General features: G+C 59.8%; 15 protein-coding genes. 11 read left to right on the top strand and 4 right to left on the bottom strand.

The features are described from left to right. Positions 1-21: 21 nt before the first annotated feature. Positions 22-747, bottom strand: a complete 726-nt coding sequence (locus tag G342_RS0121260) for an FCD domain-containing protein (protein WP_156831052.1) — start codon at positions 745-747, stop codon at positions 22-24. A 225-nt stretch (positions 748-972) separates the two neighbouring features. Here G342_RS0121260 and G342_RS0121255 point away from each other — a divergent pair, with 225 nt between their 5' ends. The 8 genes from G342_RS0121255 to G342_RS25510 all read left to right on the top strand — a co-directional run bounded on the left by G342_RS0121255 (position 973) and on the right by G342_RS25510 (position 11,770). Beyond that, positions 973-2,451 (top strand): aldehyde dehydrogenase family protein, encoded by a 1,479-nt coding sequence (locus G342_RS0121255; RefSeq protein ID WP_018185194.1) that lies wholly within the window; start codon positions 973-975, stop codon positions 2,449-2,451. A 50-nt stretch (positions 2,452-2,501) separates the two neighbouring features. Continuing rightward, the gene (locus G342_RS0121250) at positions 2,502-3,602 is read left to right on the top strand and encodes a mandelate racemase/muconate lactonizing enzyme family protein (RefSeq protein ID WP_026304671.1); all 1,101 of its coding nucleotides are present in this window, start codon (positions 2,502-2,504) and stop codon (positions 3,600-3,602) included. Between the two features lie 82 nt (positions 3,603-3,684). Next, complete coding sequence (locus G342_RS0121245; protein WP_026304670.1) at positions 3,685-4,668, top strand: ABC transporter substrate-binding protein; 984 nt, start codon at positions 3,685-3,687, stop codon at positions 4,666-4,668. 194 nt (positions 4,669-4,862) lie between these two features. Continuing rightward, entirely contained in the window at positions 4,863-6,386 is a 1,524-nt protein-coding gene (locus G342_RS0121240) for a sugar ABC transporter ATP-binding protein (protein ID WP_018185191.1), read from the top strand. A 41-nt stretch (positions 6,387-6,427) separates the two neighbouring features. Further along, positions 6,428-7,381 carry an ABC transporter permease gene (locus G342_RS0121235; RefSeq protein WP_018185190.1) on the top strand — a complete coding sequence of 318 codons (954 nt, stop codon included), beginning with the start codon at positions 6,428-6,430 and terminating at the stop codon, positions 7,379-7,381. Positions 7,382-7,391: 10 nt separating this feature from the next. Continuing rightward, positions 7,392-8,378: an ABC transporter permease gene (locus G342_RS0121230; RefSeq protein WP_018185189.1), complete on the top strand. Its 987-nt coding sequence runs from the start codon at positions 7,392-7,394 to the stop codon at positions 8,376-8,378. A 947-nt stretch (positions 8,379-9,325) separates the two neighbouring features. Continuing rightward, positions 9,326-10,474: an SH3 domain-containing protein gene (locus G342_RS0121225; protein ID WP_040879212.1), complete on the top strand. Its 1,149-nt coding sequence runs from the start codon at positions 9,326-9,328 to the stop codon at positions 10,472-10,474. Positions 10,475-10,579: 105 nt separating this feature from the next. Continuing rightward, positions 10,580-11,770, top strand: coding sequence for an HNH endonuclease (locus G342_RS25510; RefSeq protein WP_018185187.1), 1,191 nt, complete (start codon positions 10,580-10,582; stop codon positions 11,768-11,770). Positions 11,771-11,790: 20 nt separating this feature from the next. On the opposite strand, the gene G342_RS26190 is transcribed toward G342_RS25510, so the two are convergent. Continuing rightward, on the bottom strand, positions 11,791-12,417 hold the full coding sequence (locus G342_RS26190; RefSeq protein ID WP_156831051.1) for a recombinase family protein: 627 nt from the start codon (positions 12,415-12,417) through the stop codon (positions 11,791-11,793). A gap of 94 nt (positions 12,418-12,511) precedes the next feature. Between G342_RS26190 and G342_RS0121210 the strand changes: the two genes are divergently transcribed. The 3 genes from G342_RS0121210 (at position 12,512) to G342_RS26340 (ending at position 16,585) form a co-directional block, all read left to right on the top strand. Beyond that, entirely contained in the window at positions 12,512-13,999 is a 1,488-nt protein-coding gene (locus G342_RS0121210) for an ADP-ribosylglycohydrolase family protein (protein ID WP_018185185.1), read from the top strand. A gap of 104 nt (positions 14,000-14,103) precedes the next feature. Beyond that, entirely contained in the window at positions 14,104-14,826 is a 723-nt protein-coding gene (locus G342_RS26185) for an 8-oxoguanine DNA glycosylase OGG fold protein (RefSeq protein WP_156831050.1), read from the top strand. 1,564 nt (positions 14,827-16,390) lie between these two features. Further along, on the top strand, positions 16,391-16,585 hold the full coding sequence (locus tag G342_RS26340; protein ID WP_198010850.1) for a hypothetical protein: 195 nt from the start codon (positions 16,391-16,393) through the stop codon (positions 16,583-16,585). Positions 16,586-16,660: 75 nt separating this feature from the next. Here G342_RS26340 and G342_RS25845 read toward each other — a convergent pair whose 3' ends face one another. Beyond that, complete coding sequence (locus G342_RS25845; protein ID WP_083931318.1) at positions 16,661-18,604, bottom strand: helix-hairpin-helix domain-containing protein; 1,944 nt, start codon at positions 18,602-18,604, stop codon at positions 16,661-16,663. Further along, positions 18,588-19,406: a PP2C family serine/threonine-protein phosphatase gene (locus G342_RS25840; protein ID WP_083931317.1), complete on the bottom strand. Its 819-nt coding sequence runs from the start codon at positions 19,404-19,406 to the stop codon at positions 18,588-18,590. Before G342_RS25840 ends, G342_RS25845 begins: the two co-directional genes overlap by 17 nt. Positions 19,407-19,409: the final 3 nt, after the last annotated feature.

Genomic DNA, 19,409 nt, shown 5'->3' with positions numbered 1-19,409 from the left:
GTTCCTTCCCTGTGAAATTCGCTAAAACGTGCCCCGGACCGTTTCCCATGCCTCCTCAAGATGGGACTTCAGGGCTGTTTCCGCGCCCTCGGGGTCACGATCGATGATCGCGTCGAATATCGCCTTGTGGCCGGCGTGATAGGCCAGGTTTTGCTCGGCTGAGCGGGGCATGCTTTGCCAATGACCGAAGAGCCAGCTGACGAACGCTCTGTGGACGGCCGGAAAGATCGGGTTTCCGGGGATCGCGTAGAAGACGGCGTGGAAGGCGACATCGGTATTGTCGAACGCGACCGGATCGTCGATGGCGGCGCGGTTTGCCGCGAGCGCCTCGCGGAGTGCCACGATGTCTTCCTTGCGCGCATGGAGCGCGGCATGGCGGACCAACGCCGCTTCCAGAAAGATGCGGACGTCGAACAGCGCTTTGACGCCGTTGTTCTGCTTCAGGAGGTGAACGACCACCCCGCCAACGGCCGAGAAGGCGGCGTCATAGCCCGGACTGCGCACGATCGGCCGATGGCGCGGCTTGCACTCCAGCAGCCCGCGCGTCGTCAGCGTCGCGATCGCCTCGCGCACCACGGTCCGGCTGATGCCGAAGCGGCCCATCAGGTCGCGCTCCGGCGGCAGAGTGTCGCCATTCGTCAGCCTCCCGGTGACGATATCCTGCTCGATCTCCATCACCACCGCGTCGGCGGCACGGCGCTCGGCCGGCCGGGCCGTCGCCTCATCCTGCTGGGCTTCGTTCAGCATGCTGTCCATCCGGCGGGAAACTCCCCTGCCCGCAGCAATCCATCAATCCGTCGCGAAGATCAAGGCCAACCGAACTTGGACGGACCATAAATTTTAGCTGAGTCCGCATACATACCTGAAAACGGCCGAAATCTGGCAAACTCGGTTTTATTTGACTCATCGTCGGGACTGTGGTCCAACTTTGTTGAGGATTTGGTCCTACCAAATAATCATCCGGAGGAAGCCTTGCTCGAAAAGTTGAAGGCCGCTGCGATGGCGGGAACGCCGTCGCATGTCGGCATGTATATCGATGGCGTCTGGCTGGCCGAGTCGAATGCAGCGCGGGTCGAGGTCGAGAATCCGGCGACCGGCGCAGTTGTCGCGACGGTGCCGGACGGCACGGCCGATCATGCCCAGGCCTCCCTCGACGCCGCGGCAAAGGCGCAGCCCGCCTGGGCGGCGATCCCCGCGCCCGAGCGCGGCCGGCTAGTAGGCTTGCTCGCCGATGCGATCCGCGACAACAGCGACGTCCTGGCACGCATCGTCGTCGCCGAGCAAGGCAAGCCGCTGAACCAGGCACAGGGCGAAATCGGCGCCACCGAGACGTTCCTGCGCTATGCGGCCGAAAGCGGCCGGCGGATCGAGGGCGATATCATCCCCTCCGATGCTGCCAACGAAGAAATCTGGATCCGCCGCGTGCCCTATGGCGTCGTGGTCGGCCTGACTGCCTGGAACTATCCTGCCGCCCTCACGGCGCGAAAGCTCGGCCCGGCGCTGGTCGCCGGCAACACCTTCGTGCTCAAGGCGCATGAGTTCACACCGCTCTCGGGCCTAGCGATCGCAGCCCTCGCGGAGAGGGTCGGCATTCCCGCCGGCGTCTTCAACGTGGTGACGGGAACCGGACGCGCGGTCGGTCAGGCGCTGGTCGAAAGCCCGCGCTCCGATCTCGTGACCATGACCGGCAGCACGCGAGCAGGTCGCGAGATCTACGCCGCCGGCGCGTTGCGCATCAAGCCGCTCCGGCTGGAGCTTGGCGGCAAGGCGCCCTTCATCGTCATGGAGGACGCCGATATAGACCGAGCGGTCGAGAGCGCGCTGACGGCGCGGTACACCAATTGCGGTCAGATCTGCACCTGCAACGAGCGCATGTATCTGCATCGCGCCATCGCTGACGAGTTCATCCAGAAGTTCGTCGCCCGCAGCCGCGCGCTGACCATTGGCGATCCGCTGGAAAATCCCGATATCGGGCCGAAGATCAGCGGTCCGGAGATTACAAAGATCGCCGATATCGTGCGCCGAAGCACCGAAGCGGGGGCGGAAACCCTCCTCGAGGGCGGCCGCCTCGGCGACGGTGCCTATGCCAAGGGCCATTGGTATGCGCCGACAATCCTGCTGGCCAAGGACAACGCCGTTCCCGCGATGCGCGAGGAAATCTTCGGGCCGGTAGTGCCGATCGTCATCGTCGATGATTTCGAGGAGGCGCTGGCGCTCGCCAATGATTCCGACTTCGGCCTGTCAGCCTATGTCTATACGGGCAGCCTGAAGCGACTGATGCGCCTGACGGACGGCCTGAACTTTGGCGAGATCTATTTCAATCGCACCAATGGCGAACTGATCCAGGGGTTCCACAGCGGCTGGGGCCAGTCCGGCATCGGCGGCGAGGATGGAAAATACGGCCTGGACGGCTATTTCCAGAAGAAGACCTTGTACGTGAACTGGAGCTGATCCGGCTCTGTACGATCCAGACACAACACCATCCCTAGGATATAATATAAATGTCCAGCCGAAGCATGATTAGCGGCATCCAATCTCGTGTCTTCAGGGTTCCACTCGAAGAGCCGATGCAGGATGCGCGGCACGGCCTGCAGACCCATTTCGAACTGGTGACGGCCGAGATCACGACCTCGGACGGCCAGACGGGCACGGGCTACACCTACACCATCGGCACAGGCGGCCACGCCACCAAGGCGATGATCGACCACGATCTTGCGCCGATGCTGATCGGCCACGATGCTGATGCGATCGACCAGCATTATGACGAGATGCAGTCGCGACTGCATTATGTCGGCCGCGGCGGCATTGCCTCCTTTGCCATCTCGGCCATCGACATCGCCCTATGGGATCTGCGCGGCAAGTCACGCGGCTTGCCGCTGTGGAAGATGGCAGGCGGCGCCGGCAAGACGCCGCTGACCTATCGCGGCGGTGTGGACTTGAACTATCCGCTGGAGAAGCTGGTCAAGAGCGTCGGCGGCTACATCGACCAAGGGTTCGTGGCGGTGAAGATCAAGGTCGGCAAGCCCGACCTCGCCGAGGACGTGGCGCGTCTGCACGCCGTGCGCGAGCGCATCGGCCCTGCCCACAAGCTGATGGTCGACGGCAATTTCGGCTATGATCTCGATCAGGCGATCGCCGCGGCCAAGGCTTTCGAGCCGTTCGACCTCACCTGGTTCGAGGAGCCGATGGAGCCCGACGATTTCGCTGGCTACGGCCAGCTCGCCAAGGCAACAACCGTGCCGCTGGCAATGGGCGAGAACCTGCACACCCTGCAGGAGTTCAAGCATGCCTTCGAGCATTCGTCGCTGTCCTTCATCCAGCCGGACGCCTCGAATTGCGGCGGCGTGACGGGCTTCCTGCGCGTGGCGAAGCTTGCCGAGGCCAGGGGCATCCCCGTCTGCAGTCACGGCATGCAGGAACTGCATGTGAGCCTTGTTCCCGCCGTGCCGAATGCCGGCTGGCTTGAAGTGCATGCCTTCCAGATCGATCGCTATACCCATCGGCCGCTGGTGGTGGAGAACGGCCGCGCCGTCGCGCCGGATGAGCCGGGCTCGGGCGTGCGCTTCAACTGGCAGGCCCTGGAGGAGGCCGATCGCGCCTGAGGCGCGATCTGGAGGAGGATCACGGCGGCCAAGGGCCGGCCGGGTAAGAACGAACACAACAAGCCTTGGAGGAGGTACTACAATGTCTGCAATCACCCGTCGCATGTTCATGATGGCGACCACGACGCTCGGCGTTCTCGCCATAACGGGCGCATCGGCCATGGCCGATCTGCCCAAGCTGGCGCAGAAGGAAAAATACAAGGTCGGTTTCGCCCAGACGGAATCGAACAATCCCTGGCGCATCGCCCAGACCGAAAGCATGAAGGCGGAAGCGGAAAAGCTCGGCTACCAGTTTGTCTATACGGATGCCGCGGGCTCGGCCGCCAAGCAGGTTGCCGACGTCAATTCGATGATCGCCCAGGGCGTCGACGTCATTTTCCTCGCCCCCCGCGAAGAGAAGCCACTGATCCCTGCCGTCATGGCCGCCAAGAAGGCCGGGATTCCGGTCATCCTGCTCGATCGCACCGTGGATCCGAGCCTTGCCAAGCCGGGCGTAGACTATCTGACCTTCATCGGTTCGGATTTCGTAGAGGAAGGCAAGCGCATCGCCGAATGGCTGATCCAGAACGCCAATGGCAAGACCAAGATCATCGAGCTCGAAGGCACCACCGGCTCGTCGCCGGCCAATGACCGCAAGAAGGGCTTTGACGACGCCATCAAGGCTGCCGGCGGTTTCGAGATCGTCGCGTCGCAATCGGGCGATTTCGCCCGCGACAAGGGCCGCCAGGTCGCCGAGGCGCTGCTGCAGGCGCATCCGGACGCCAATGTGATCTACGCCCACAACGACGAAATGGCGATGGGCGCGATCTCGGCCATCGAAGCGGCCGGCAAGGTTCCCGGCAAGGACATCCTCGTGCTGTCGATCGACGGCGGCAAGGAAGCGGTCCAGGCTGTCGTTGACGGCAAGATCAACGCCGTCGTCGAGTGCAACCCGCGCTTCGGGCCCAAGGCCTACGAGACGATGCAGCGCTATGCGAAGGGCGAAGCGATCGAGCCCTGGGTCATCAATGTCGACAAGTTCTACGACCCGTCGAACGCCGCCGCGGAGCTCGAAAGCGCCTACTAGCGTCTCTGGCCGGGGGGATTGGCGCGTGGAAGGACAGCACGCCCTTCGGGACTGGAACGCTCAGAATCGTTGCTTCAGGGTGACGTTCCGGAGCGCAGCCGCCCCCCTAGTCGACGAGAGGCTCGCGCTTAGGCTGATTTACCGGCCGGGGCTCAGTGCGCCGGCCGGTTCATACCCAGGAAGGACCTGCCGGCATGCTGTTGTCGATGCAGAATATCAGCAAATCCTTCGCCGGAATTCCGGCGCTCCGGGAGGCGTCGCTCGAGATCGCCCCCGGCGAAGCCATGGCGCTGGTCGGCCAGAACGGCGCGGGCAAGTCGACCCTGGTCAAGATCCTGACCGGCGCCTACACGCGCGACAGCGGCACCATCCGATTTGGCGGCCGCGACGTCGCCTTTGGCTCGCCGGCCGAAAGCCAGGCGGGCGGGATTGCGACGATCTATCAGGAAATCAACCTCGCGCCGCAGCGTTCGGTGGCGGAAAACATCTACCTTTCGCGCGAACCGCGCCGCTTCGGCTTCCTGGACCGCGCCGCGATGCGAGAAGGCGCCCGCAAGGTGCTGAAGACCTTCAACCTCGACATCGACGTCGACCTTCCGGTCGCACGCTTCAGTGCGGCGACCCGGCAGATGGTGGCGATTGCCCGTTCCGTCACCCAGAACGCCAGGCTGCTGATCATGGACGAGCCGACCTCGTCGCTGGATGAGCGCGAAGTGGTCGTGCTGTTCGAAACCATCCGCACGCTGAAGAAACGCGGCGTGGCGATCCTGTTCATCGGCCACCGGCTGGATGAGCTCTATGCCATTTGCGAGCGCGTGACGATCATGCGCGACGGCCAGACCGTCGCCGTCAGCGATATGGCCGCCATGCCCAAGATGGAGCTGGTGCGCCACATGCTCGACCGCGAGCTGGCTGCTTTCCAGGCCATGGCCTCCAGCAAGGTCGAAGGGCCGGAGAAGCCGGTGCGAATGGAGGCGGACGCCATTGGTTCGGGCGTGCGGGTTCGCGACGTCGACCTCACCATTCGCCAAGGCGAGATTTCGGGCCTTGCCGGACTGCTCGGCTCCGGCCGTTCCGAGACGGCGCGGATCCTGTTCGGCGACGATCGCTTCGACAAGGGCAGCCTGCGCTTCGAAGGACAAGAGCGGCGTTACCGCGAGCCGGCCGACGCGATCGCCGACGGCATCGGCCTGGTGTCGGAAGACCGCAAGGTCGATGGCATCATCCCGGACATGAGCATCCGCGAGAACATGACGCTTGCCCTGCTGCCCCGGCTCAGGAAAGCGGGCATCGTGGATCGTGCCCGGCAGGAGGAGATCGTCCGGCACTTCATCAAGGCGCTCGGCGTCAAGTGCGCCTCGCCTGACCAGCCGATCAAGGAACTCTCCGGCGGCAACCAGCAGAAAGTGCTGCTCGCCCGCTGGCTCTGTACCGACCCGAAGGTTCTGATCGTCGACGAGCCGACCCGCGGCATCGATATCGGCGCCAAGGCGGAAATTCTGAAGCTGCTCCGCAGCCTCGCCGATGAGGGGCTGAGCGTGCTGATGATCTCCTCGGAGCTGGAGGAATTGCTGGCAGCGGCCGATCGCGTCACCGTCTTGAGCGACGGCCGCTCCGTCGCCGAATTGCCACGCGCGGCGCTGTCGGAAGCGTCCCTGCTCGCCGCCATGGCTCACCAGGATGCGGAGCATCAGAATCCAGCTGGAAATGTGTCATGACCGTCAGTGCCAGTTCATCCCCCGGGGCAGCGACCGCCTCCATGTCGCCCCTGGTCTTTCTCAGCCGCTACGGCACCTTTCTCGCCTTCCTCGCGCTCATCCTGTTCAACGTCTTCATGACGCGGAATTTCCTGTCCTGGCAGACGCTGAACGTGAACCTGACCCAGGTGGCGCCAATCGTCATCGTCGCCATCGGCATGACTCTGGTGATCGCGACCGGCGGCATCGACCTTTCTGTCGGCTCGCTGATGGCGATCGCGGGGGCGATTGCGCCGATGATCTTCATGGGAAAGCTGTTCCCGGTCGATCCGGTTCTGGGCGTGGCGCTGGCTTTGGTAATCCCCATCCTGATCGCCGGCATGCTCGGCTGGTTCAACGGCTTCCTGGTGACGAATTTCCGGATCCAGCCGATCGTCGCCACGCTGGTACTGTTCATCGCCGGTCGTGGCATCGCGCAGGTCATCACCAACGGCAATCTGCAGGTCTTCAAGAACCCGGAGTTCCAGTTCATCGCCATGGGCAGGATCGGCGGAATCCCTGTCCAGGTCATCCTGATGCTGGCGGTCGCGGCCCTTGCCTTCGCCCTGATCCGCCAGACGGTGATCGGCCGCCAGATCATCGCCGTCGGCGGCAATGAGAAGGCGGCGCGGCTGACCGGCATCCCCGTCCGCCGCGTCAAGCTATTCGTCTATATCGTCTCCGGCGCGCTGGCCGGCCTTGCCGGCCTGATCGTCATTGCCCGCAATTCGGCCAGCGATGCCAACCTGGTCGGTTTCGGCATGGAACTCGACGCCATTGCCGCGGTGGCCGTCGGCGGATCGCTGCTGACGGGCGGACGCGCCAACATCATCGGGACCGTGCTGGGCGCCTTCGTCATCCAGCTGGTCCGCTACACGCTACTTGCCAATGGCGTGCCGGATGCGGCCGCCTTGGTCGTCAAGGCCGGGCTGATCGTCGCGGCGGTCTTCATCCAGCAACGCGCCAGCAAGGCTTGAGGAAAATCTGATGTTTCCAGCCATCTTGAAGCCGAAAACGTCCGGCGACCTTGCCCGCCTCTGCGTTATCGTCGCGCTGTTCGGGCTAATCGCCTTCGGCGCGCTGCGCTATGACAATTTCCTCTCCTCGTTCAATATGCTGAGCTTCCTGCGCTACAATTCGATGTTCTGCCTGATCGCGCTCGGCATGGCGTTCGTCATCATCTCGGGCGGCATCGACCTGTCGGTCGGCGCCGTCGCGGCCATGGCCAGCGTTTGCGCGGCGATGCTGTCGAACCATAGCTGGTATGCCGGTCTTGCCGCTGGCGTGGGGGCGGGTCTCGCCGCCGGGCTGCTGAACGGCTTCATGGTCGCCAAGATGCGCATTCAGCCCTTCATCGCCACGCTGGCGATGATGCTGGCGGCCTATGGCACAGCGCTGCTTCTGGCCAACAACCAGTCGGTGTCGGTCTCATATGAAACCGGCTTCACGATCATCGGCCAGGACGATTTCCTGGGCTTCCCGATTCCGGCCTGGATCGCGCTGGCAGCCTTTGTGCTGGGCTGGATCGTGCTCGAGCGCCGGCCCTCAGGCCGCCACATCCTGGCGGTGGGCGACGGCGAGATGACCGCGAAGCTGATGGGGCTCAACGTCGATCGCACGCTGGTTGCCGTCTATGCGATCTCCGGTGCGCTGGCCGGTCTCGCCGGTGTCATCCTGGCATCGCAGTTCGGGGCGGGCCAGCCAACCGAGGGCATCGGCTGGGAATTGTTCGCCATTGCGTCGGTCGTCGTCGGCGGTACATTGCTTACGGGCGGGTCAGGATCGGTCGGCGCGACGCTCGCGGGCGCGCTGCTGCTTTCTATGGTCTTCAACATCCTGAACTTCGAGAACGGCCTTGGATGGATCTCGCTCTCGGCCTATTGGCAATCGGTCATCCGGGGCGGCTTCCTGCTCGTCGTCGTCGTGCTACAGGCGCGGCTGAACAAGCACAGCCATGAAGGCGCCGCCGCCTGACGGCACGACCGCTGCACCGACGGGATGCCTGTGCCGACCAAGCAAGCTAGCCTCGCTCCCGAACGGGTGGGATGTACGCTGCTGATGGCCGACTTCGTTGAGGCAAGGCGCGCTGACGCTCTAGAAGCGAACCGGTCCTGTTGCCCGCTCGTGCACTCGATGTCCACATCATTGGTCCCACCCGGCAGGCCCGAATAGCTCATATTAGGTGCCGGGTTGCCGCAATCGGCCGCAATGATCTGTGTTCGCGTCTCCTCAAGCAGAGGGCGTCTCTCGAGCCTGAAGGCAGCAAGTATCCTCTAGCATCGGCCATAGGATCAGCGATTCGGACGTCAAAATGCGCGCTGGGTCTTCGGCGATATACTCGGCGCGCCCGAAATTCCTTGCATTGAGAGACAGGGCAACTTGGCCGGATGGGGACGAGGCAGCCGACGCCCGAAATAGCACATGCCACCCTTGCGGGGCGATGCGGGAAGATTGCGGAAGCGTCATGAACAAAACCCCGGCAACAGACGATGCCGAGGTGAAAACGCTTCAATATTCGAATGCTTGGAAATGAGTGGCTGGGGAACCTGGATTCGACTCTCCCGCGACTAACCCCAAGCAGAACCTACGTTTCCCGCTTCGGTCATCGTGACTTGTGGGAGTGTTGTGGGAGTCTGTCAACCACTAGCCTTGCGTGTCAGGTTGTCACCCCGCCCAAGGTGGCGCCCGACACACCAGATCGTCTCGCGTAGAGCAGCGGTAAGCGTCCACTAACTAGGCTGGGTTGGGCGGGAGAAGCCCAAGTCACGCGTTCATAATGCAATAAAGTCAATGACTTAACATGCGTCGATCAAACTATTTTAGTACATAACTTTAGTACATCTCCCAGGCCGCGACAGACCGTCGGCCGCGCTCGACACCACCCCGCGCCCATCGTACGGTCGGACGCGGGGGCAGGACTGATGACATCAAGAAAATTCTGGTACTTGGCGGCATTGATTGCGGCCGCGAACGCGCTCATTGAGCCAGCCAGCGCGCAGCTTCAGTTTCAAACGAGCGCCTCGGATGAGATGACGATCATCATCGCATCGGGAGAGATTGAGTTCACCGACGATCTCAACGCCTTTGAAAGGATCGCCCAGTCGAGCGGCGCTCAACTGGTGACGTTCGATTCCATCGGCGGCAACCCATACAAAGCCATGGAACTCGGGAGATTGATCCGCCGTCATGGCTTGGCCACCATGCAACTTCGATCCGGTGAGTGCGCATCAGCGTGTGCGCTCGCTTTCCTGGGGGGGACTTGGCGAGCAGCCATGCCCGGAGCCATCGGCGTTCACAAAAGCTCCTTTAGCAACACCTTCGGCATCACCACCAATGACGCGGTCTCGTCGATTCAGGCGCTGACTGCTGACATGATGATCTACATCGGCGAGATGGGGGCCGATCCATCGTTGTTAAAGCTAGCCCTGCAGTACGATTCCGACGACATGCGTTACCTGTCACGGCGCGAGATGGAAGAATATCGCGTCACTACCCTGTCCGCAGATAGCTCTGCGACTGCACCGAGGGCGGCGGCGGCCCCACTCCCGCCTCGAAACTCGACCGCCGCAGAAGCGACTACGTCCAAGTTCAAGATCCCCAACCCGACATCCGGGCGCGTCCAGCATCCGGGCGAGCATGTCGATCTCAAACAAAGCCCATTCGAAAATGCGCCTGTTGTTCGCCAGATAGCGAACGGAACGCAGGTTGCAATACTGGGGCGCACCGCTGAATGGTACCGCGTCCGCGCGGCCGGACTGGTTGGTTACGCGCACACGTCGTGGATCCTTGTTGACCAGTTCGAGGCGGCAATCCCCGGAGTGAGGCGCATCCAGGTGAAGAGCTTCCGTCGTTTTGAAGATGCCGAGGCATTCGTCGAGGCATCGTCGACTCCGCTAGCCGCCTACCTGACCACGAGTGGCTGGTTTGCCGTCACGCTTAGGGAACAAGTTCAAGACCGCGCGCAAGGACTCAAACTGTTGCAGCGAATGAAGTCACGCAACCTCGTGCCCAAGGACAGTCTCCTGACCTTTGGAAACACCTATGTGCGAGAGGTGTGCTGCGGGTCGTGAACATACAGATCAGCCCAAAAAAAACAGGGACTCACGCCCGACGATGGCTTACTTAAACTACCTTATACTTACAATTTTCCGAGCAATAGCCGTTGGGGAGGGAGCATGATACTCAATAGAGACGACCTCCAGGTCTTCGATAGATACCGTAATGCTGGTTCCCATGCGTTTAGTACGGGCACGGTCACAGAGGATGACAAGGACGCCTACCTCAGGATATTCGATGCCCTCTCATCGGCAGCCCACATCGCACTGGAACAGAATGGGCTTAGCTCCGTCTGCAAGACGTGGAGCACTCGCTTTTATCGCAATGGCGGGGTCCAAGGTCAGAGGCCGCTAGATCTCTGGGCATCAGTGATCAACCAAGAGCCAGACTCGTTTGGACCATTTCCTCAGACCTACGCTATCGCATCCGAAGCTGGACTAGAGCTGGGCTTCTCCGTCGCCATTCACGAGGATGACTACTACAACAACACGGTCAAGCTTCGGAACCGAGAGATCATTCCAGCACTCTACCGAAAGCTACCGGAACCAGACAGCGCAGTTGTTCATACGCTCTCAAGCTCTCTCAATGACGACGGGGGGTGGCAATTCGGCATCAAGTCTCGACAGGGTCCGGACGGCAGCTTTGCCAACCTCTCGGAGCTCCTCCAATTTCTCAAGGCGACTAGCCCTGAGCGCGGTGGCGGCTCAATCTACAAGCTCGTGCCGTTGCCCGCTGTGGGGAGTGCGTTCAATATTGAGGCGGAGTTCAGTCGGACGGTGAAGCTCTTCGCGCCGCTAATGAGAACCATTGTTCCAACTGCAGCCGAGCGCTCAGTAATCGACAACAGCGAGGCCGTCAGGAAGTTTGCCGAGCAACTTAGCGAGTTGCCCCTCCCCGCATCCTTCGGCGGGAAACAGTGGCTGCTTCGGCAGATCGCGATTCGCCAGGGCCAAGCACGATTCCGCGATCAATTGATCGACGCCTATGGGGGGCGATGCGCGATTACCGGAACGCCCATCATCGCGACACTGCAAGCCGCCCATATCAAACCATACGACGGCCCCTCCACCAACTCGATATCAAACGGCCTCCTGCTACGCGCGGACATCCACAACCTATTCGACCTCGGGCTACTTCAAATTGACCCGCAGAGCCTCAGCGTTGTAGCGAGCCCTGACATTCGACAGAGCAGCTTTGGCAAACTGCATGGGAGACGAATTCGAGAGCCTGTAAACCCAAAGCACCGCCCGTGTCGCACTGCACTCGCTGCTCGTTGGGCAGAACACAACGGAACATCGCTCTCGTCGTAAACTTCATTCCGCCAGTCACATCACTCTCCAACTACCTCCGGCATCAAAAGCGCCTTCTTGACGTTCTCGCCGGTCCAGGCCTTGCCGGTGAACGTCTTGACACCAGTCTGGTTGAGGAGGTGAGCGATTTTTTCGTAGCGGCCGGGATCGGGCCCGATCTCGCGACCCGCCTTTCGAAGGGCGGCAATGGCATCGCGACGGCGAGCGGCAGAGGCGGCTTCACCTGCGCTCGCCCAGTGCCGGAAATGCTCGATCGGCTCGAACCGGACACCATCGATCGTCATCGGCTGCGGATCCAGGTCGACAAAGTCGATACGCATTTCTCCCAGGCGGTGATGCAGAAAATGATGCTGACGCCAGCGTCCAAACCGCGCAATCACCAGTCGAGCGTTGTGCGCAACACAGATGGGCTGCACCCGCGAAACAGCCTCGTAAATGGCGTCGGTTGGACGATCCGGACTAGAGTCCATAAATGTCACCTCATCAACGAGATGACCGGCCTCGTCGGCAACCCAGCGGCGAATCAGCTCCCTCTGATATCGAATCGTGCGGCTCTGAGCCGCTGCAGCATCGACATCTACGGAGAGTTGACGAAAGCCAGCCCAATTCACCGGGTAGGTCCAATACAGTCCGACAAACGCCTCCATCAGCCCTCTTCTTCTGCCTCCGGGAAAAATCCGGCGGAGCCTGTGTCGCCTATGAATCCCATGCCATGCTCTCTCCACAACCAAGGAGTGATGCATGCACAAAAAGAACTCAAGATTGCGAATTGCAGAAATCGAAAGCGGCGAAGGGTGCGGTCTTCTCGGCGTGACCTTTGCTCCCGGAAAAAAACAGGTCGGCGCCCTGAGCGGCAATCACGACCGCGATCTCGGCGCGGATCTCGACGTCATTGCAGACTGGAATGCGGCTGCCATCATTACGCTGCTGGAGCCCCACGAACTCGCAGCACTTCACATCGACGCCCTCGGCCACGAAGCTCGGCGGCGCATGATGGAGTGGCATCACCTGCCGATCGAGGATGGCAACACCCCCGACGCCGGCTTCGAACTCGGATGGGAAGCGGAGTCGGCACGGTTGCGGGGACTTCTCCGCAATGGAGCGAACGTGCTCGTTCACTGCAAGGGTGGGCTCGGGCGAGCGGGTATGATTGCGGCCCGGCTGCTGGTCGAAATGGGAGTGCCATGCGCGGAGGCAATGGTGCAGGTCAGAAGTGCTCGCCCCGGCGCGATAGAGACGCGCGCCCAGGAACGCTGGGTTGCGCGCGGCGAACGCTCGAACACGCCCTCGGCGGGAGCGGGTCAGCTCGATGTCTTGGATCGAGGCCAGGGCGCCCTCGTCGGGCTCGCTGTGGGTGACGCGGTCGGCACGACACTAGAGTTCGAACCCAAACCAGCCTTCGCCCGCCTTTCCGACATGATTGGAGGCGGGCCCTTCGGTCTCCAACCCGGTCAATGGACCGACGATACCGCGATGGCCCTCGCCCTCGCCGACAGCTTGCTGGCCAGTGAGGATTTTGCCCCCCGCGATCTGATGATGCGCTTCGTCGACTGGTCGGAGAACGGGACTTACTCCTGCACCGGCGAGTGCTTCGACATCGGCAATACGGTGGATGACGCGCTTCAGCGCTTCGAAGCCACCGGCGATCCGCTGTCTGGTTCGACTGACCCGATGTCCGCTGGAAATGGTGCGCTCATGCGCCTCGCACCGGTCGCCATCCGTCACTGGGACGATCGTTCCACCTTGATGAAGGTCGCGGAGTTGCAGACGCGGACGACCCACGGCGCGGCGGAAGCAGTCTTTGCATCACGCCTGTTCGCAAACATGCTCGCCGACGCCATCGGTGGCAGACGTCTTCCGGATATTCTGAACGATTTTGCCGATTTGGGCCCACTTCATCCATGGCGAGGAACACATCGGGATGAGATTCGCGGTTCGGGCTATGTCATGCACTCCGTCCAAGCCGCGATCTGGGCAGTATCTCGAACCACAGATTTCCGCTCCGCCATCTTGCTAGCCGCCAATCTTGGCGAAGATGCCGATACGACGGCCGCGATCGCAGGACAGTTGGCTGGCGCGATCTACGGCCTTACAGGAATTCCACCGGAATGGCGGAACCGCCTCGCCTGGCACGATCGCCTCATGAAGACGGCAGAAAGGCTGCTGTCAGCGAACACCAGCGTCAACCAGGGCACAGCCCTCATTCCGGAAGTCCAAAAGGACGAATAGGCTCCAGCACCGTTGAATTCGCTCACAACGCCATACCGACTACGTGAAGCAGATGGTGAGCGTTCGCACGCACAAATTCCATAGAGATCGGGGGTTCGTACATCATGAAATTCAGGCCACCTGCAATCGAGATTCTAGACAACATCGTCTTGACGCGGCAACGCGACGAAAATGGCAATCTGTTACCGAATGGCCCAGCGTGGCTCGGCAAATCGTACCGAAAGTGGGCTCTGTCGGTAACGGGCAAGCAACAACCGAATCTCCCCAATGAGCGACACACTAGAGAACGGCTGCATTGCCTCATCCGGGACGGCGGGCTGTCAGAGAGCGAGATCTATCTTGCAGTCATGGCATGGGGCGGCCAACGGAGAAACCACGGTCGGTCGAGTTGGGCCGGGATTGACCGCCTAGAGCCAATTCTGGGAGCGCTCAGGCTCGGAGAAATTTGCCGTCTCGAAGGATATCGTCAGTTCAGCATCGCCACCACGGGTAGCGACAAAGCAGTCAGGGGACTAGGACCCGCATTCTACAGCAAGTTGCTCTTTTTCGTGCCGCCCGCCTCGCCGGGTTTTATCATGGACCAGTGGACGGCGAAATCGATGCAATTGCTTGTCGAGCGTGGAAGTGCTGCACCGCCCATCAAGTTGAGTAGTGGAATTGTATCCACAACCAACAACGCTGACGTCTACGAACGATTCTGCCACTTCATCGAAGAGTTGGCCGGACGGTACAGCATCGACCCCGGCAATGCGGAGGAGCTGATTTTCTCAGGGTCCCGCCAACCGTGGCGATCTCACGTGGTTAGCAATTGGACGGCGGACGCTTGACCCCACCTGATTATCTCGCCGTCCATAAGCGATCGCGAGACTACCGAGCCATTGACGTGCGCTGCGGGTATTGAGTCTCCTTGGTTAAAAAAACAGGGGCTCGCTTCCAATTATGGCGTGACGGAGCGCCATCGGTCCGTCGCGAAACCCTGATTCCAGCTTCTTTTCACCAAGGTCGTGAAGCAATGAAACTTGGAAGGACCGCCGCTCTGCCTGATGTTACCTCACCCTCCGGCGCTGACCGCTCGGGCGCAACTTCCAAACGTTTCGCCAGCCGGGACAGGGTCGACATAGAACATCCCGTCGCCGCAGCAATGTCCCGCCACTTCTGCACACCTCGGAGCATCTGGAGAATAGCGGCATTCCTCTCGGTGTCCTCTGGTCGCCCCCAATAGGGCCCCCCTCCTCCTTCGCCTTGGCGATGCCTTGAGCCTGACGCCGGAGCCGGTCCTCATAGTCCTTGCGCGCAATGGCAGCGAACATGTAGAGCATCATCGCGTTGATGGCGCTGAGCATCCGGCTCTGGATGTCGTCGGACTTCGACTGGATCATACCAAATCGAAGCAACTGGGTAGGGCCGGGCGACATGAGCAAGAAATCGCCGCAGATGGGCGTGGTTGCGGCGGAACCACCCAAAGAAACAACCGGCGCCTAGCGCGGATGAAAGGCGAACCTTTTGTAGCAGCGGGACGGCCGAAGGGCGCCGGGGGACCGCGCGCTCTGCAAAGAGTGATTTCGCCCCCTCGGATTTTTGTGCACTTTAGACGCTCAGCAACCCACCTTCGACACCAGAGCAAACGGGTCCGTCATAGCGTTCGAACTATGCGTTTCTCAGTCTTGCAATTCTGTCGGAAACGCCTTGAACAACAACCCGTCCTTGGGTAATGACGTGATGCTACTTCTAGGCGCGTGAACCCCACGGACACAGCCTCCGAAGGCCATTCGGATGGGATCTAGCCCGACCAGGCAACGGACCCAAATCGAATTATCGGGAAGTACGACGAAAGAAAATGCGCTCAGAACACGCATCTACACCTGCTGGTGACGGAGCGGACGTCTGAGGCACAAATCTGAAAGGTTAGCGCGATTCAGCAGTTGCCATGCCCCCCCCACGCACCTAGAGACTGGTGACACGCTATGCGCGATAACATCCCAGGAATTCGATTGAACTCTCCTTGGAAAGTATTTCTTCTGCCGGGACTTGTCATCCAATGGCTACTGTATATGCGTCCGGGGAAAGGTATCAGCGGCGTGGCTGCCTCAACCCGCGCGGCACGTTCACCACTAATGACGTGGCTATTCTCAATCGGAGCCTGGGGAATCGCGGCCTTCTACGCTATATCGTGGGCAACTATGCCCTCCCCTTGACGCGGGTCCGATCCCCCGAGCAAATACTCAACCTAGAAGTGCAACATGCAGCTGCTGCTAGGGGGATTCTTTGAGCGTCATACTGGGCATAGCAGCGATAGTCATCGCTATCGTATTGATCCGAAACTTTAAGACTAAAAAGAGAAGAAACTTTCTCTTAAATAAATACAAAGACGATTCTATTGTTGATAGAATCATGAAGGAGCTGATCTGGCAAGGCATGTCAGAGGAACAGTTGATAGATTCCTGGGGCAAGCCGATCGCAAAAGACCATAAGGTCTATAAGACAAAAACGTCTGGAACGTACAAATACAATCAGATCGGAAAAAATCGATTCGGGAGTCGAGTGCAGCTAGAAAATGGTGTTGTCGTTGGCTGGTATCGAAAGTGAGAGATAGCCCAGCTTCCAACACTAGACGCCTTCCAACGCCTCCTTGATCCACAGCACACTTCGTCAAACCGCGCCCTACCCCCCAAGAGCCGCTTTCAGATTTGCCACAGCCTGGGCATGGGCCAGTTGCAATACCTCCATCTGAGGACGCAGATATTTGCGTGCGACGCGTATCTGATCATCGACCTGCCGCAATTCGAGCAGAGTTGAGCGGAGCTTGTCCTCGATGTTTCTCCTTTGCGTAGACACCTCCAGCTCTATCTTTGCCGTATCCCGGGGGTCCACGCCTTTATTCGGGTCGAAGAGAAATCTCCGTTCGATTGACGCGCGCCAGGCAATAAGTGCCGCTTGGAGTTTCGGCCCGAATCCCGGGACGCTGGCGATACGATGCTTTTTAACGTCAGCTGCAGTCTCGATGCCGTAGGACTCAAGCGTCCGTTTGCGCCCAGCACCCACCCCCTCAATCTTAGCCGCATCAATCTCAAAGCTGTCCAAGTACCGCTCTAGCTGATGGTTTCGCTGATCCTGCTTCAGCTGCATCAGTTTTCGTTGCCTTAGATTAGGGATATCGTTCCACTCGGCTCTGAGCGCAACCATCTTTGCTTTTCTGGTATCAAATTCTCCAGAACCGGCTCTGCGAACCCATTCCTCCCTTGCGAGTTGCCACTTTTTTTCGGCCTCTGCCAATTCGGACCGAAATTTCCCAACCGCTGCGCTATTGTCGAAAAGGTGACGCACCACGAAGAAGGCTAGGATTCCCGCAATCCAGAGTAAAATTCCAGAACTTCCCACGTTTCCAAATATCGCGAAGCCGATAAGGGCGCCGGAAACACTCAACGCCCTGAAATTCCTAGCGAAGGCGGAAGTAGTATCCTTTGCCTCTCGGGAGGCGTCGGTCGTAATTGCGCCAAATTCAGGGGCGGTGCCGGGATGGGGTATGGCTTCTAGCTGCTTCCAAAGTAGATCAAGATCAAAAAGCGTTCCTGCAGATCCGTGGACAACAACCGGAAACAGCGGCACACCGGTAGCAGCTTCCATCTGACACCAAGGGCACACGGCCAAGTCTTTATGATGCCAGTGAGACGGGCTTTTTCCACATTGCTTGAGCCGCTGCTCCAAACTCTCAAGGGCGGCAATCCACTCTTTGGCGTCGGGGCGCCCACCGGCGACCATCTGTTTTGAAAATGCAAGCTCAAACAATATGGATACGTCGTCACCGGCAATAGAAAGAGGGGGAGTTCCCGGCGGCCTCTCCATGTTAAGGTCCGTGCGCCTGACCCCATATGCGAATCTGAATTGCTCAATTGCCTTAGGTATCGGCATATCCCCAGCGCCGAGATATCTTCCCGAAAAGGGATGGCGCCCCATAAAGAGCAGCAGAAAAACCATGACGGCCAAGCCAAAATTGTCATGATTGCTCGTACGGACGATCCCTTTGAAGGGCCTATCCTGCAGTTCTGGGGAAGTAAAAGTCTCGACGCCCACTTCGCAAAGGAACTTCCTGCCATTCGAAATAACTTGAAAGCTATCACAGTCGATCAGTTTTACCGTGGCATCCTGCGCTACTAAAACGCCGCCGTGATTAACGTCTCCTATGACACAACCGGCCTCATGAACGGCAGCAAACGCTCTTGCAGTATTGGCGGCCGCACGAACTAGGAAGCGCCAATCTGCACGCTGAAAATCTGCCCGCCGACTCTTGGGGCTATAGAGATGATGGATATCTTTGCGACCAACAATCTTCGGCATCAGTAGGCCGATGGGCTCCCCCGACCGCCTCAACAACAACTCCAACGGCCACGCAGACAGCGCCGATATCTTGTCATTGCGCAGGCTCGCCATAAGGCGAATTTTGTCAGCTTTGTCACTATTCAAAGGCTGATGATAGATTTTCGCAACACATCTATCATCCGATTTTATCTCGAAGACCGAGCCTTCTCCGCCTCTGCCGATTTCTCGCCCGAGCGCTACCGTGCGTCCTTTGGAATCGACGATATCTTGCCTAAGAGCCTGACTCATCGCCCGCTCCCTGCATCTCAACGAGGGACCGCCGCGAAGCGAGGATCAGGGTTTTATCATCGTCTGTTTTTTCGCAAATCCTTGGCGATGAAAGGTACTGTTCGAGCCGCTCAGACAGCCTTAAGTCGACGCCCGCAGAGGCAGCACGAACGGGAGGGAACATCGAATCAAAAAACGCTGCATGAACCGTTTTACTAGCCTGGTGGAGGACAAGATTTTCTATCCCGTCAGAAAAGATCGCAAATTCTTCAATTCTGTTTGCTGACACGGCAAAATCCATGAGTCCCGCCACGTCGGGAGAAACTATAAAATTCGTCGTATTGGCGAACTCGCCGTGTTGCGGCCAAAAGACCCACGACCACCCGTCGTCCTGCCCCTCCGAAACGACAATTGCTCCGTCTCCCACTTGAATAAAAACAGCGCTGTTCTCACCCACCACCGCAACAAGCAAAGTGCACGCGTAGTCTCGGACTTGATGTCCAGCCCCACGGGCGGCTATCTCAAGAGCTTCAGCAGTTTCAAGAAGCCATTGTTCGGCAATAGTGCGATCTATGGACTGCAGTGCTCCGCCCTGCTCAAGAAACAGGCTGACATGTTCGGCGAATGTTTGGGCGGCAAGCCAAGATCCGACATCTGAATGAGCAGCGCTTCCTGCGCCATCGCAAACGACACCAATCAGAATGGTCCCACCAGCCGTTTTAACGAATTGATGCGTAGCGCTGTCCTGACATGGCGACCCAGTCGCTATATGGGAAGTACCAATCGACGACGCGAGGGCTACCCGCCAAGGATCACACTCCATGGG

The organism is Kaistia granuli DSM 23481, from assembly GCF_000380505.1.
GTDB lineage: Bacteria > Pseudomonadota > Alphaproteobacteria > Rhizobiales > Kaistiaceae > Kaistia > Kaistia granuli.
The sequence above is the reverse complement of the archived record's forward strand: the minus strand, read 5'-3'. Positions and strand labels throughout refer to the sequence as shown.